At 47.1% G+C, this 16,131-nt stretch carries 14 protein-coding genes and 1 rRNA gene; 2 read left to right on the top strand and 13 right to left on the bottom strand.

Annotation, left to right across the window (positions count from 1 at the left end):
- The 12 genes from FKV70_RS21540 to FKV70_RS21485 form a co-directional block, all read right to left on the bottom strand.
- A 16S ribosomal RNA gene (locus tag FKV70_RS21540) occupies positions 1-468 on the bottom strand; the annotation flags it as partial.
- Between the two features lie 373 nt (positions 469-841).
- Positions 842-2,467 (bottom strand): FAD-dependent oxidoreductase, encoded by a 1,626-nt coding sequence (locus tag FKV70_RS21535; RefSeq protein WP_142614321.1) that lies wholly within the window; start codon positions 2,465-2,467, stop codon positions 842-844.
- 25 nt (positions 2,468-2,492) lie between these two features.
- On the bottom strand, positions 2,493-3,431 hold the full coding sequence (locus tag FKV70_RS21530; RefSeq protein ID WP_425280374.1) for an ROK family protein: 939 nt from the start codon (positions 3,429-3,431) through the stop codon (positions 2,493-2,495).
- A 120-nt stretch (positions 3,432-3,551) separates the two neighbouring features.
- On the bottom strand, positions 3,552-4,391 hold the full coding sequence (locus tag FKV70_RS21525; RefSeq protein WP_142614317.1) for a MurR/RpiR family transcriptional regulator: 840 nt from the start codon (positions 4,389-4,391) through the stop codon (positions 3,552-3,554).
- Entirely contained in the window at positions 4,369-5,088 is a 720-nt protein-coding gene (locus tag FKV70_RS21520; RefSeq protein ID WP_063207026.1) for an N-acetylmannosamine-6-phosphate 2-epimerase, read from the bottom strand. Before FKV70_RS21520 ends, FKV70_RS21525 begins: the two co-directional genes overlap by 23 nt.
- A gap of 5 nt (positions 5,089-5,093) precedes the next feature.
- On the bottom strand, positions 5,094-6,635 hold the full coding sequence (locus FKV70_RS21515; protein WP_142614315.1) for a DUF4127 family protein: 1,542 nt from the start codon (positions 6,633-6,635) through the stop codon (positions 5,094-5,096).
- 94 nt (positions 6,636-6,729) lie between these two features.
- Positions 6,730-8,556, bottom strand: a complete 1,827-nt coding sequence (locus FKV70_RS21510) for a protein O-GlcNAcase (protein ID WP_142614313.1) — start codon at positions 8,554-8,556, stop codon at positions 6,730-6,732.
- Between the two features lie 50 nt (positions 8,557-8,606).
- Positions 8,607-9,491, bottom strand: coding sequence for a carbohydrate ABC transporter permease (locus FKV70_RS21505; RefSeq protein WP_142614332.1), 885 nt, complete (start codon positions 9,489-9,491; stop codon positions 8,607-8,609).
- Positions 9,491-10,372 carry a carbohydrate ABC transporter permease gene (locus FKV70_RS21500; protein ID WP_063206996.1) on the bottom strand — a complete coding sequence of 294 codons (882 nt, stop codon included), beginning with the start codon at positions 10,370-10,372 and terminating at the stop codon, positions 9,491-9,493. Before FKV70_RS21500 ends, FKV70_RS21505 begins: the two co-directional genes overlap by 1 nt.
- Before the next feature lie 64 nt (positions 10,373-10,436).
- Positions 10,437-11,711, bottom strand: a complete 1,275-nt coding sequence (locus tag FKV70_RS21495) for an ABC transporter substrate-binding protein (RefSeq protein ID WP_142614311.1) — start codon at positions 11,709-11,711, stop codon at positions 10,437-10,439.
- Positions 11,712-11,894: 183 nt separating this feature from the next.
- Positions 11,895-12,461, bottom strand: a complete 567-nt coding sequence (locus FKV70_RS21490) for a DUF420 domain-containing protein (RefSeq protein WP_419866070.1) — start codon at positions 12,459-12,461, stop codon at positions 11,895-11,897.
- A gap of 287 nt (positions 12,462-12,748) precedes the next feature.
- A complete protein-coding gene (locus tag FKV70_RS21485; RefSeq protein WP_063206987.1) occupies positions 12,749-13,024 on the bottom strand; it encodes a GNAT family N-acetyltransferase in 276 nt (91 codons plus the stop codon).
- 201 nt (positions 13,025-13,225) lie between these two features.
- Here FKV70_RS21485 and FKV70_RS21480 point away from each other — a divergent pair, with 201 nt between their 5' ends.
- Complete coding sequence (locus tag FKV70_RS21480) at positions 13,226-14,188, top strand: ATP-dependent DNA ligase (protein ID WP_142614309.1); 963 nt, start codon at positions 13,226-13,228, stop codon at positions 14,186-14,188.
- Positions 14,189-14,299: 111 nt separating this feature from the next.
- A complete protein-coding gene (locus FKV70_RS21475) occupies positions 14,300-14,851 on the top strand; it encodes a MarR family winged helix-turn-helix transcriptional regulator (RefSeq protein ID WP_142614307.1) in 552 nt (183 codons plus the stop codon).
- Positions 14,852-15,018: 167 nt separating this feature from the next.
- Here the strand turns inward: FKV70_RS21475 and FKV70_RS21470 are convergent, their stop codons facing one another.
- A complete protein-coding gene (locus FKV70_RS21470; RefSeq protein WP_280115099.1) occupies positions 15,019-15,954 on the bottom strand; it encodes a manganese-dependent inorganic pyrophosphatase in 936 nt (311 codons plus the stop codon).
- Between the last annotated feature and the right edge of the window lie 177 nt (positions 15,955-16,131).

Genomic DNA, 16,131 nt, shown 5'->3' with positions numbered 1-16,131 from the left:
AAGACGTTCTTCCCTGGCAACAGAGCTTTACGATCCGAAAACCTTCATCACTCACGCGGCGTTGCTCCGTCAGGCTTTCGCCCATTGCGGAAGATTCCCTACTGCTGCCTCCCGTAGGAGTCTGGGCCGTGTCTCAGTCCCAGTGTGGCCGATCACCCTCTCAGGTCGGCTACGCATCGTCGCCTTGGTAGGCCTTTACCCCACCAACTAGCTAATGCGCCGCAGGCCCATCCACAAGTGACAGATTGCTCCGTCTTTCCTCCTTCTCCCATGCAGGAAAAGGATGTATCGGGTATTAGCTACCGTTTCCGGTAGTTATCCCTGTCTTGTGGGCAGGTTGCCTACGTGTTACTCACCCGTCCGCCGCTAGGTTATTTAGAAGCAAGCTTCTAAATAACCCCGCTCGACTTGCATGTATTAGGCACGCCGCCAGCGTTCGTCCTGAGCCAGGATCAAACTCTCCATTAAAGACCAACCGAAGCTAGTTTATTAAAAGAGCGATTAGCTCATGTTGAAACTGACGAGATAAAATATCTCATGTTTGATTTTGCGAACAAAATCAGTTTACTCACTCGTTGTTCAGTTTTCAAAGATCAAACTTTTTTCTTCGCCGCATTTTTCAGCAGCTATAAGATCATATCATGTTCGCTCCAAAAATGCAAGGGTTATTTTTTTCTTTTTTTTACGAAGATCATTTCGCCCTAGTTATTTTCTTTTGAAACGGCTGTTTTGTTGTCAGCTAAAATAATATATCATATTCCTTAGCAACTTAGCAAGCACTTTTTTTATTTTATTTTCAGAATAAATCCGCTCATTTTCACTTCATAAATCAATCAAGGGGTTAGCTGCCCCTTGATTGGCTGGTAACTCCCTCTGCTTCGAACACTTCTGCTGGCCAGTGCAGCTCCACACCTTGACGAAGAAGAATATTTTGAAAGCGTCCAAGATGTTCTGCTGACCGGCCCACTTCAATAGGATATAACCCGTTAGAGACACAGTAAGCCGCCAAGCTTCCCGATGATTCTCCTATATTCCACTCTGTAGGATGCAGACGATAGCAACCATTGGCTATTTGAGTCATACCTATATTTTTGCAAGCTGGAAGCAAATTACGTACCCTCACAGGAATAAGTGAGCCCAATGGAATTTCATAAGGATAGTTAGGGATGTAAAAGGTACGCTGGGATACCGTGGTCGGATGAAGATCTAAATGATAGCTTCCCACTCCTACACTATCTGAGTACCGTTTGGGTCCCTCTTCCCCCCGAAGTTCACGGCTTACATCAAATTCGGAAATTGTATACTCGGCTTTAATTCGGCGCGACTCACGAATATAGGCCGTTTTAGCCAGCCCGTCAGAAGTGCCGAGATAATCACCTCGTGGTCGAATTCCCGGGTAGCCGAATCCTCCATCTAACCGGGGAGCTTCGGTTTGAAGCCAATATATTAATGAGCGGGTCAACTCACGTGCTCCTTCGCGATGTCTCGCCTGCTCCTCAGCAGTGACACCGATCAGGGGTCCTAGGTAATAATCATTTTGCGCCCAGTTTAGAAGAGTTACTTCGCCATCATTTAGCGGTACGCTCCATATAGAGGGATCTACGATACGACGATAATCCCACAAGGATACAATGCCCTGATCGTTAGGGAATAATGTGAACTGTTTTAGTTTACTGGTATCATCTGCATCGGTAGCAAACCAGCTTAAAATCGGAAACCGGGAAAAAGAAGGGATGTAATTTCTCCAGAAGTCATATTGTTGCGGTCGCTCTATAATGAAGCTTTCCTGGGGAATGTAGTCTACAGCCGCCACATGCGTGACAGACTGCATATCAAGAGGGTTGGCGCACCCCAGTGCATGAGGCTCCCCCGTTGCTGCCTGTGATTCTGCTCCACTCGTATGCTCCACACCTGCCATAGGAAGGAGATCACCACACTCTGTGGCATCCAGATAAAACGTACCATGCAACACTCTGAGACCACTCTTATGATCAGGATTATGCGAGGTACGAACGGTCACAGAAGTAATACAATCTCCATCGGTATGAGCAGCAATAGGCACGGTGTGATAATATACACGAACACGTCCCGTATTCAGATACGGAGCAAGCATATCCTCAAGCACCTGTAGAGCTACCCGTGGCTCATGGGCCAGACGGCTTACCCAGCCGTTTCCTGGATTAAGAAGGGGATCATTATGAGCTTCTTCGGTTAACGGATAGTTCTGACGGTAGTAGTCACGCACACGATTGCGGAACTGACGATATGTTGCTGTGCAACCAAACTGTTCGATCCAGCGGTGCTCATCCGGGGGAACAGCCTGCGAAGTTAACTGCCCTCCCAACCAGTCCGTCTCCTCTGTTACGATGACTCTCATACCAGCTTTTGCCGCAGCTAAGGCTGCTGCTGTCCCCCCCAGACCTCCGCCAATCACAACAATATCGGCATCGAGCCGTTTTTGCGTCATGGTTCGTTCCCCTTTCATTTTTGTTCTAAGATTCCGTCATTTCAAAAGCAAGCCTGGCAGCGCCGATGAACCCAGCGCGATTCCCCAACATTGCCCGACTGACTTCTGTCTGAACTCCCAATAAAGCAATATGCTTTTCCAGCAAGGGCCACCAAACCTCTCCAGCATCTGCTACTCCTCCCCCAACAATGATCAGCTCAGGATCAAGAGTCACCGAAATATTAGCCAGAAGCACAGCTAAATCTGCTGTGTAGTCATCTAGCGCCTGAATTATCCTCAGGTTGCCTTGAGCGACCTCTTTCACAATCTCGCTCCCCGAACGGTACAATGTTCCGGTGTATTCACTGCCACGGCGTAACAGGGCGCTACCCGATACGTATTGCTCGGCACATCCTTTTTTTCCACAGTTGCAGGAGTGGCCTCCAGGAAATAAGATGCTGTGCCCCCAATCGCCACCGCTCCAGTGAGCTCCTCTACACAAGAGGCCATTTTCCATATATGCGCCGCCGACCCCAGTTCCCAAGGTGAGCATAGCCAAGCGCTGTTTGCCTTTCCCTGCCCCCAGCCACGCTTCTCCAAGTAACGCAGCGTTCGCATCATTATCAGCAACCGCACGTAAAGCCAGCTTTTCTCTCGCCCAGCTCACCAAGGATGCCCCCTGCCAGCCGGGCAGGTTATCAGTGGCGTACACAACCTCACCACTCTCCACATTCACTCTGCCAGCAGTAGCAATGCCTAAAGCGACTATACCTGCAGGAGTACCCACACTGGTATCTCCATGAGAACGCATCAGTCTGCATACGGACTCAGTCACACGCGACAACACCCGTTCACGTCCACGAGAGGCATCCGTATCCATTCGAATTTCGTCCATTACTGATCCATCCCTTGCCACTATGGCGGCCTTAATAGAAGTGCCTCCAATGTCGATCCCAATGACTTTACTCAATGCAACTGCCACCACCACATCCTCCTTGTTCCCCCCATATAAAAGCTTATGAGTTCTTAGCACAAACCTTCTATAGATAGAAAAACATGATGAACTGCCGGAGCGTACCGTATTCCAATCTACGATCGCAGAATCTCAATAACTTCGTTCAATAACCGCCCTCGCTGTTTTTTCCTTCATCTGTTCGGTGCGGCTCGTGTGCTTGCGAGCAAGTCCTTCGCAGATGAGGTCAATAACGAATAGCTGTGAGATTTTAGCACCAATTGAACCGCCTTCTATCGGAGCTTCCTTACCTGCGGTTAGCAGAACAATATCTGCAATGGAGGTGATAGGTGATTTTGCATAATTCGTAATTGCGATAACTGTTGCACCGTTCTGCTTGGCCTTGTGCAGCATATCGTTCGTATCCAGCGTACTTCCTGATACACTGATGCCAATAGCAACATCACCAGGGTTCATGGTCACCGCCATCATCGACTGAATATGTCCGTCTACCACAGCCTCGGCGCGCCGCCCAATCCGCAAGAAGCGGTTTTTAGCATCCTGAGCGGAAATTCCCGATGCACCTACACCGAAAAATTGAACATAACCCGCTTGATCGAGACATGATATCGCACGACTAAGCTCCGAACGGTCAAGGAGTCCCATGCTGGAGTGCAAAATATCAAGCATATTGTGATACACCATACGGGTAATATCATGTTCGTGATCTGGGTCGATGTCCTCCTCGCTCATATCGCTTTTGCGATAAGTCTGGTTTTGTGCTAACGACAGTCGGAAATCCTGATACCCTTTAAAACCAATTTTCCGGCAAAAACGCATAACCGTCGTTTCACCTGTACCTGCGAAGTCAGCTAGCTCCGTCACGGAGAAATATATGATGTCTGCAGGGCACTTCATTACGCACAACGCGACTTTCTGCTCCGATTTTGTTAATGAAGGATAATATGTGTTAATTCGGTCGTTCATCTCCATAGATGCATTTCACTGCCTTCCTTGCGGCATCGGCAAACCGCTGCGTAATCAATTGGGGCCTAGTAATCGCCGAGCCTACAACAACTGCATGTGCACCCATCCGAAATGCTTCCTCTACTTGTGCCGGATCATGGATTCTCCCCTCTGCAATGACAGGAACAGGAACCAGCTCCGATGCTCTTCGAACCAATTCCAGATCCGGACCCCCTATCTGATTAGAGTATGGCGTATAACCGGATAACGTCGTGGATACACAACCTACACCAAGAGACGCTGCATGAAGCGCCTCCTCTAGCGTCGATATATCCGCCATGGAAGCAACTCCGCGCTCATGGGCGTAATCTATGAGGCGCTTCAGCTTGCACCCCGCTGGGCGGGGTCTCAATGTAGCATCCAGCGCAATGATATCCGCGCCCGCCTCCACCAGTTCCTCCATTTCAAGAAGGGTAGGCGTAATGTATATATCAGAATCATCATAATCCCGCTTAATCAAACCAATGACTGGTAGAGGGATTGCCTGTTTAATCGCACGCACATCCGATGCACCATTGGCACGGATCGCTACAGCTCCACCCTCCAGTGCAGCACGCGCCATTTTGACCATAGAATCTGCTCCATGCAACGGTTCGCCTGGTAGCGCCTGACAGGAAACGATCAGTCCATGTCGAACCTTGGATAATATATCTTCCATCTCCATCGGAATCACTCCCTCTCCTCAGCATAATGCCGAACGGTCAATCCAACTTCAAAGGTACGATTCCACGGCATGTAGCAATCCATAATTTCCACGCACCCCTCCGGTCCGTTCACATATTCATCGAGCGCCTGCTCCAGACGTCCGCGAATGACTGCCGCTACCGAGCCTCTAGGTCCATCAAGCATAAACTTGTTAAAACCCATCTGCTCCACGATCCCGTTATTCATAGCTGTACGTACCACAGCGCAATAACAAGCATCCTCAGCATAGCGCAGCCCTAGAAAATCCAGGTGTTCCTTCGTAGGACCATAGCGAACATATAGCATGGACTGAGCAATGACAGTACCGAGCGTATTAGAACTGGTATTCCAGCCTGCATAGCCTGCCAGCTTAAATAGCAGTCCTTTTTGCTTCAATAATCTAAGCAGCTTGAGATCGGCTCCATTGGCATAGGCTACATCAGCAATAGCGACATTTTTATTGGCATAATGCTGCATATAAGCTCCGTACTCTACTAGTTCTACTAGATTTCGTTGTACATCATATCCGGTCATCGCATGCTGCTGGGAGGAGGCCTCTGCCATCGTGTCGCCAGGCGTGTTAGCTAGCAAAATCAAATCAGCCTCCGCTGCTGAGGAAGCAATCAGCCCACCTGCTGCTATAATCTGATACTTTAATGTCTCGTAAAAATAACGATCTTCAAAAAGCGGGACTACAAAAGCTCCCTGCAAAGCAGACAATCGAGGATACACCAGTGGAACGACATGATTCATCCGATTCACCCAACGAGCTAGCAACGTACAACCCACTTCGTCTGCCCCTGGATACATGTATACTTTTAGATCGAGCCCAAGCTCGGAAATACGCCCCCTTAGCTGCTGCTGATCCTTGGCGGTATAGCCGTAGGGAGCCGAATCATCCTGTGGGATGATCATAAAATCAATCACACCTTCTGCTACCAGTTCCAGTGTGAGTTGATTGGCTTCCAAATTCACACGGCGACGTCCCAGATAATCTTCCAAAATCTCTATAGGCAAACGCCCGTTAATGTCTGCTAATTCCAGCAACTCTTCTGCGGTAGCGATCGCTAGCTCCTGACGATGCTCGATGAAACCCTTTCTGAATATCTCACGACCCCAATCAGCATAGTAGTCTGGTTCCTCATCAGCCAAAGAGTATTGCGGACAACGCATAATCAATTGAAATGCATACAAAGTCAGTTGCGGGTACAACTGCTTCAACCTGCGAAGACGATTAGCCCTGTCCCTGACCTGCTCACTCGACATTCCGTGTAGCCGGGAGGGTACGATTCCCCCGTACAGCAGCGTATCCATCGCAATAATGGCTCCATCAGCAGTCGCCGCACGTTCTTCAAGCCATGCCCATAGTCTTGTCGTATCACCAGGGATTTTCTTTTGTCCCATCCATTCTAAAGGAGGGCGCTCCATTTCAAGCTCTGTACCCTGTGCCAATAAATAAGGAAATTGATAATTGCAGGGTCGCTCATCCAGCGGTACAAAAAGTAATTGGGTATTCGGCTTCACCATACGTTCCACCTCTCCTGAAAATTTCCGTTATCCTAACGGCATGGTTATTTTCAGGGCAGCTATGCTGCCTTGGTTCTCTTTTCCATGCAAATACTCACAAAATCAGTCGATATTTGCCCTTTTCATCCTGATTGACATAGCCCCACTGCGCAGCAGCGCGGATCGCCGGATCGCTCCCCAGCCGAGCCTCCGCTTCTAGGCAAGCCGTAATACCGCGTCGCAGTTCGTCGACGATCTCCCCCGTCAAAGACTGCGACCCTTCGCCGCCAACTGCATTGCTCTGCATGCGGCTTCCTTGCAGTTGCCCATCGTTCTGGCGCTCGCTGCCGAGCGCAGCTTGGCGCAGCACTTGCCACAGGTTCACGTCCAACTTGGCACGTTCCAGCCAAGGTCTCGCCTGTGCTACGAACCCCGCCACCGGATCACCAGCAGACATGTTCTGGAGGATGCTCACGGCATGTAGCAGCCGCTCAAAGTAGATATCCAGCGCAGGGATATCACGCATTTGCAAGGCAAGGTCTACGTCCTCATACGTGCAGCTACCCAATCGGCTGTTCCTGTTTTGGCGACAGAAAAACATCAGTTCATCGGAATGCTCTCCTGCTAACTCCCGCACAGCCCATTCCCACGACAGCTCCGGCATATACCGCTCACTGTTCCACATATAGTGGGACATTGTAATGAGCGTCACCTTGGAGCACTCCCACTGGTTCATCGGGTTGGTTACCATGCCGGTATGTCCGCAATCTGGAAGACCGGGATACCGCCCGCGCAGTGGATCGAGGAATAGCCGATCATGGTCACAATCATTCACCGGGATGTTATCCCACAGCCACAGTTCATGCCCATAGAACGCATGATTATCGGCAGCATGCTGGCGACTAATCTGTGGAGCAAACACAAAGTATCCCGTCCAGAACACCTTAATCTCCGAATGCAATCGCTCCCGGAAATCCCTTTTGTATTCGGTATCCCAATAGGACCAATACTCTGAAGGACAGACCGTCAGCGTAAATTCAGGCAGCCGTTCAGCCAACCATGTATGAACCTTATTCGTCAAAAAGACATGAGCGTGGCCCGAGCGGCCCAGCAAATGTCGATTTCCCCCTTTGAGTACGTAATCAATATCATCCATTAATACAGAAAAGTGACGCACGCCTATCGCTATCATGGCTGCCAGCTTTTCCGTCAATTTGAGAAAATCTTCATCGCTGCCAAAGTTCAGATCATTCCCTGGACTGATACAATAATGAAAATCAACCTCGTGCCGTTCACAGACCTCCTTTAATTCGCAGATTTGCGCAAACATCTCCTCAGGGTACGGTTCCCTCCATAGCTCACGATGATATGGATCATCCTTGGGGGCATACATAAACGTATTCATCCGATGCGCCGCCATAAACCGGACGGCATCCAGCCGATCCGCGAAACTCCACGGCTTTCCGTAGAAGCCTTCAATGATTCCTCTGACCGGAAAGGAAGGCTCATCCCGAATAGATATCACCGGCAGCGTACATCGTTCCTGTTCTACTTGGAGCAGGAGATGTAGGGCATCCATACCGTATTTAAGGCCTCTTTTATTGGATGCATGGATTTCAATTTTCCCTTCCTTCTGAATGTCCAAACGATATCCATCCGCTGTAAGCGTCCCGTCATATTCGAGCACCAACTGCACGCTTCCTCTTGTTTCCGTCGGAACACCGGGCCCCGGAGGTGCAATGAGTCTAATCGGTCCCTCGGGGTCCAGCACACCTTCATACCCCTGATTCATTGCGAAGCGAGAGGAAAGTTCACAGATCAGGTTTGGTTCATTGATAACCAATTTGTCCCCACTGTCATACGCATCACGAAAATAATATTGAACCTCCTGCGCTGTTAGTCCTCCACCTGAATTAGGCCTCATTCCTTTGGACAGTTCCATCGCAATCGTCTCCTTCCATTTACGGGCTCTCCGTAGCCGAGACTTCCGAATTATCCTTTTACCGCTCCCGCCAAGCCTTCCATATAATAGCGCTGTGTGAACAGGAACAATATAATGATCGGCAATACCGAAATCATCGTGCCTGCAGCAATCCAGCCAAAATTATAGGCAAACTGGCCATTGAGATACGTAAGTGCAGCTGCCAGCGGATACAGCTCTGTATCGTTCAAAATAACAATAGGCCACAGGAAGCTGTTCCAGAATGACATGGCCTCCAACAGAGAAATCACAGCAAGCGCCGGCTTGACTAGCGGAAGCACCAGCTGCCACCAAATTCGAAATTCCGAAGCGCCGTCCATTTTACCGGAATCGCGCACATCGGTGGGGATATGAATAAACGTCTGCCGCATGAGGAAAATGTTGAACACAGAGACTGCCCCAGGCAACACCACACCCATATATGTATTGCCCAGATGAAGCCCTTGAATGGTCAGATAATGCACAATAAATGCCGTGTAAGAAGGAATAATCATCGTAGCAATCAGCAGCGTAAACACCACATTTTTACCCTTAAAACGAAATACTGCCAAGGGATATCCCGTCAAACTGGCCAGTATCACATTGAGCACAACACCCAGCGCCGTTATGATGACCGTATTCAGCATATATTTTGGAAAATCCATGAACTGCCACACCTGAACATAGTTGTCGAAATCAATAAAAGTCGGAAAAATCGCAGGCGGTGTTGAAAAAATATTACGGCCTGGCATGAGGGATACGCTGAGCAGCCATAGAAATGGTCCCATTAAAAAAATGGCAAGCAAGACTAAAAGCACATATATTACGGTCATTCTGAGTACTCGACTAAGAGTACGCATGAAACGTCTACTTTCCTTGTTAGGAGAGCGCAGCATTTTGTCATTCTGTAGATTCATCAATAGGGATTGACACCGCCTTTCCTATTGAATCGGAACACGATAATACTAAGTACCGCAATCATTGCACCGACAATTAAGCCAAGTGCCGAAGCGTACCCAAAATTAAACTGCTCCATCCCTTTTTGGAAAATATACAAGCTGGATGTCAACGTGGCTGTTCCCGGTCCACCCTTGGTTAACACATACACCTCATCAAATACGCGGATTGCTGCCATGAGCGATATGAGGGTACAGAACAGCACGTAAGGCTTCAGCAGCGGAAGCGTAATATGAATAATCAGTTGCCACCGGCTTGCCCCGTCCACCCTGGCGGCTTCGTACAAATCCTGAGGAATATTTTGTAATCCCGCCAGATAGAGCATCATATAATAGCCGAGTCCCTTCCACATCGTGATGAACATCAGTACATACAAAGCCAAATTACTGTCCGCTAGCCAGTGTATGTCTTGGCTAATCAAACCGGCCTGTATAAGCAAATAGTTCACTACGCTGTTATTGCCTAACAGCCAACTCCAAATTAAGGCTACAGCCACCATCGAAGTCACAACAGGAATGTAGTAGGTCGTACGAAATATTTTGATTCCAGGGATACGGCTGTTCACCAGCACGGCCATCAGGATAGAGAAAAATTGAAGAAAGGGGACAATGAGCACGTACAACAATGAATTCCAAATCGAAATTAGAAAGTTATGGTCCTTAAACGCCGCTTCAAAATTATCCAAGCCGACAAAGTGGGTATCTGATATGACAGAGTAGTCCGTCAATGCCAGCGGAATGCTGTAGATCATAGGCCAAAATACAAAGACGGCAAGTAATAACAGTCCCGGCGTCATAAAGGCCCAGGCCGTAAAGGACTCCGACCTCAACCATTTGATCATGCTGCATCACCACCTGATTTTGATAAATGAACAGGGGAGTATTTGCATTACTCCCCTGTCATACCTATTGCTTTAAAATATCGTTTACTTCCTGCTCCAGAGCAGTAAGGGTCTCCTTCGTATCCCTTCCGTTCAATAAAATATTTTGCAAGGCTCGTGCGATCGCACTGTTTACATCCTTGGCATTAGGCACCCCGACCATATAATCTGTCGCCTTATCCAGGCTTTGTGCAGATACTACCTTGGCTTGTGCTTCTAATGACTGGTCAGACTGAGTAAAATACGGGTCTTTAATAGATTCCTTCGTAGAAGGTAAGGTATTGGCCTCTTTCGAAAAAGCCGTTTGGCTCTCTGCATTGGTTAAGAAAACAGCAAATTTTACAGCCTCGTCTACATGTGCAGACTTGGTAGGCACGACCAAGTCCATCGAATTGGAGAGCCGCACGTCAGCCTTACCGGTTGGGACAGGGACAGCAATCGTATTCTTATATACGTCCGGCGCTGCCGTTTTGATAAAATTAATGAACGTTGGGCCAGCCAGCTCGAAGGCGACCTGCTCTCCGGCATAATATTTCACTTGCTGTGAGAAGTCAGCATCTTCCTTGAGCACGGCACCATCTTCCATCTGTTTTTTTAGATTATCAATCATGGTCACTGCTTCTGGTGTGTTGAATGCCGCTGCTGTCTTTTCTTTATTTAGAATAGGAATACCGTCAACCGCAAATAGCTTGGATACAAGCTGCTGTACATAGCCAGCTTTACCGATTTTTCTATTGATCTGACGACCCCATTCTGTCAGCTCCTCCCGCGTTTTTGGCGGATGAGCAGGGTCCAATCCGGCAGCTTTAACCAGCTTTGTATTCATATAAAGCACTTCCGTGCCAGTGTACCAAGGTAACGCATAAGCTTTACCGTTAATAACTGTGGAGTTGTATATACCCTCGAAATAAGCAGCCTTTTCCTCAGGCGATAAGTGTTCATTCATATCAACAACAGCACCCTTAGATCCCATTTGGCTAGCAAATTCCGTATTGAGATTCACTACATCCGGGCTGCTGTTGCTAGCGATACTCGTCAATAACTTATTGGTCACTGCGTCATATGGGTAATCCTTCCAATCAATTTTGACATTAGGGTTCTTCTGCTCATAATCGGCAATGACCCGATTAAAATACGGGGTAAATGTAGGTTGTAGCGCAATGGTCCAAAATTGCAGTGTTACTTTCCCGCCGTCTACCTTTTCCGACTTTGAGCCTCCGCCACCGCAGCCGCTCAGCAGTACAACCAGCGCCAGCATAAATACAAGCAACCGTAACCTGCCTTTCGCTTTCTTTGTCACATGGTGACCCCCTTGTTCTTAGTTGATTAAGGTAAATTATAACAGAAATACCGTTATGGAAGGAACATTTTTTCAATAAAATAAATTTAGAAGGAATAATTTTTCTTTTATTGGATACAAAAAAGACGCCTCTTCAACAGAGACGCCACGGTTTCAACTCAACCCGCAGAGGGTTCATAGCTATTAATAATATGGGGCCATGAAAACATACACTAACACCCCGGTCAAGCTCACATATAGCCAAATAGGCATCGTCCAACGCGCAATTTTACGATGTTTTGCTACCTGCATCGTCCATCCCCATACAACTGTGAACAATGCCAGTGGTACGATAATCGCAGCCAGTATACTATGCGAAATCAACAGCGTAAAGTAAATCGGCCGAAGGATACCCACACCGCCATATTTTGCAGTTTCCGGCGAAATGTAATGGAAGGTCAGGTAGGAGAATAAAAATAAAACGGTAGTGGCGAAAGCCAGCAGAATAAAGGTTTTATGCACCTTAATGTTTTTCTTGAAAATCGCAACCAATGCAGCCACCAGAAAGATAAATGTGAAGCTGTTAAAAATCGCATTCAACCTTGGGAAAATCGTGAGATCAAAACTGACACTCCCTTGGTATCCGATCGGCGAAAAGAACAGCAGTAAAATAATCACATTGGCTATAATGGAAACCGTGATAATCAAGGCTGTAAAATTACGATTGCTCGTTGGAACGTACTGCTTGTCCTCACTCGCTTTATTCATCATGAGCGTCTCCTTCGTTTAAATTCAGGTTTTCGTTATTTTTGCGGTCATCATCATAATATATTATATAGAACTCATAGATAGCCTGTGAAGTGACAACAGTATGAACAATTTCACAGCTATTCTCCAAAAAATATGCTTCATCGGTTGGGTAACCGCCTTATTTGCCAATATCAACGGTAGAATGCATCCATTTTACAAGCTTTATGCACACAAAAAGCACCGGAAGGGTTCGTTTCCCACTCCGGTGTTTTGTTGGCTATGCAAAAACGCTGCCTTGATCGCCATATTCATTGCTGCCAGATGTCACTGTATTCCTGATGGCGCTTGAACAAAGCCAGAGCGTACGAGCAAGCAGGGATCACTTTTTTATGCTGTTCCCTCGCCATAGCAACAACTTTGTCAATGAGCTCCTTGCCAATGTTTTGGCCTCGTAACTCCTCAGATACAAATGTATGGTCAATGACCAACGATTGGTCATCTACAGATTTATAACCTACTTCCGCAACTACCTGTCCATCATCCACCATGACTACTGCATGGTCCTCTTCACGAATTTGTCTCATAAGACCGATCTCCTTTCTAACTGAAGAAAATCACGTAACACCCCTGTGCTAACGAATCAGAGCAATCTGCAATCACTTCATGCCCACGTTAGATATCCTTATCATTCCCCTTTTTGGGGAATAGCGAAACATCACGTACATAAAAATGGAACTATCGTTGACACTATATTTATTCCATTTAAGGTAAAGTGAGGTGCTATTTTGGATAAGGAAATGAAGCCTGTCATCCCGTTTGAGCCGGAACTGAGCGAAAAAGTACCTGTCGATGCAGGTGTTTGGCGTTATGAAATAAAATGGGACGGTACGAGAATTTTGACGTATCACGACCAGGGCAATACGCGCCTGTTTAATCGCAAGCAGCATGAACGTACGCTGCTGTACCCAGAGCTTGCTCATTTCTCCTCTTACTGTAGGGCAGATTCAGTCATACTGGACGGGGAAATGATCGCACTTGGCGCCGATGGTAAGCCGTCGTTCCATGAAATTATGCGCCGGGATCTGATTCGTCGGACCGATCGAATTCAGGCAGCCTATGAAGCAGTACCCGCTACTTACATGTTGTTCGACATTGTTTATCTAAATGGGGAATGGGTTCATCGCAAACCGTTACAGGAAAGACTTAAACTGCTAGATCAGGTCATCATACCGAACGAACGGATTCAACTGGCTCCTGCCCATCCTGATGGACAGGCTCTATTTCAAGTTATGTGCAGTCAGGGAATGGAAGGTATTGTGTGCAAAAAACTGGATAGTCCATACACATTGGGCGGACAGGACAGACGATGGCTCAAGGTCAAAAATTATGGTGATATCATTGCCGTTATCGGTGGCTATACTTTGAATGGCGGTGTTATCAACGCTGTATTGCTGGGCCAGTACGATAAACAAGGACGGCTGCGCTATATCGGGCATGTGGGTACAGGCAAGCTGACTCGTGGAGATTGGCGTCAGCTTACCGAGCGCCTGATGCCTCATACCTTATCAGAGCGCCCTTTTATCAATAAACCAGATCGACATCAAGACGCATTTTGGGTGAAGCCTATGTTTACCGCCAAGATTCAATATAGTGAGTGGCGATGGCAAGAAGGACGTACTTTGCGTCAGCCCTCCATTCAAGCCCTTGTGGATCAGGGCATTGAACAGTGCATCGGACCCTGGAAATGACGTATTACAGATACTTTTTCAAAAAAATGCAGAACAAAGTTTGTATAAATCATTGCAACCAGTGGTTAATTAAATTACAGTTAACTAATTAACTACATCGAGGTGGATCGCATGTTCTTTTTTTTGGACTCCGAAATTCGTCAACTGGCCTATAATCTATTCCCAGGTGGCAATAAACCGATTGGTGTTTTGGTAGATTTATTTTCCATAACGTATGAAATAAGAAAAAGTATGGAAAAACGTTCGCGTGAGTTTGGTCTCTCCTACGGACAATATATTGCACTTTGTGTACTTTCTGCGCAAAGAGATGAAATGTCGTCTCCTTCTGCTTTGGCTGAAAAGATGGGTGTCAGCCGAGCAGCCATCAGTTCTATGGTCATTTCTCTGGAGCAAGAAGGATTCATTAATAAATACGACGATCCCAATGACAAGCGGGGAGTATTTGTGTCCCTGAATGATAAAGGAAGAAGCAAAATTCAGCAGATGGACCCTTTTTTTATAGGACTAGCCTCACGTCTGATGTCAGACTTTAGTGAGTCGGAACTCTGCCAGTTTCAAACCTATTTGTCACGCGTACGAGATGCGTTTGAAGATGTTAAAAGTGCGCGTCTAACCACCCCCAGCTCCCTCAGAGAGGAGAAAGACAAATGGTGCAAAGACTGAGACAACACCTGTTCGTCTAACTTGCCCGCAGATCTTCCAGCCGAGTGATAACAGCTTCCCAGTATTCGTCAATTTTCATGGTAGCGGATTCATAATGAGGAAATAAAAATAAGCCTCCTGCTTCCCTGCCTTCATGCAGTCGGGTTCAAGAGGCTTATTATTTATCATTACAAACTGTTAAAAGCTTCGGTCAATACAGGTACAATTTGCGATTTGCGCGATACGACACCTTTCAGAACTGCCTTGTTGTCATCCAGCTGTACATTATAGGCTTTTTCAACCGCCTGAGCTTGGCTTCCCAGCGCAATACCAATGGAATCACTGTTCACAATGTCTGTTACGACGAACAAGAACAAATCGAGATTTTTGGCCGCAATGGTTTGGGACAAAGCAGCTTCCAGATCAGCTTGACGGGACAACACGTCGTTTACGTCTACTGCGTTCACTTGTGCAATTTCCACTTTACGTCCATTCATCTGGAATTCTTTTGCATCCAAGCTTACTAACTGCTCAATCGTGTGCCCACTCAAATCAGCACCCGCTTTAAGCAGGTCAAAACCGTAACGTTCTGCATCCACACCAGCAATTTCAGCCAGTTCGCGAGCAGCGGCTACATCCTGATCTGTGCAGGTCGGGGATTTAAACAACAGGGAATCAGAAATAATCGCGGACAACATCAGACCTGCGATTTCTTTGGGAATGGCTACACCATTTTCCTTGTAGAGCTTGTTCAAAATGGTAGCTGTGCAACCTACTGGCTCAGCGCGGAAGTACAGTGGCTGGCTTGTTTCAAAGTTAGCGATCCGGTGGTGATCGATGACTTCAGTTACACGTACCTTGTCAATGTCCGTTGCGCTTTGCTGGCGTTCATTATGATCGACCAGAATAACGCTGTCTGTTTCAGCAGCAACCTGCTCAACCAGACGCGGCGCGCTCACTTTAAAATAATCCAGCGCATACTGCGTTTCTCCGTTAACCTCGCCCAGACGAATCGGCTCTACGTCCGCACCCAGTTTGGTTTTCAAATCTGCATAAGCAATAGCTGAGCAAATGGTATCCGTATCCGGATTTTTATGCCCAAAAATCAATGTTTTTGCCAACATAATCGACTCCTTCGCCTTAAGCATTTTACGTGATTGTGAAACCTCAACAATTCCAATGCAGATTATATCATTAAATCTCGCATTCTCCCATTCCCCTTCGAATGATTTCAAAAATAATCTAGTAAATTCATAACATTTCCATGGAATCTATATGTGAAGTTACTCTTATTTTTTCTA

The organism is Paenibacillus ottowii (assembly GCF_006874425.1).
Taxonomy (GTDB): Bacteria; Bacillota; Bacilli; order Paenibacillales; family Paenibacillaceae; genus Paenibacillus; species Paenibacillus ottowii.
Note: the sequence above shows the minus strand (reverse complement) of the source record. Positions and strands in the feature narration are given on the sequence as shown.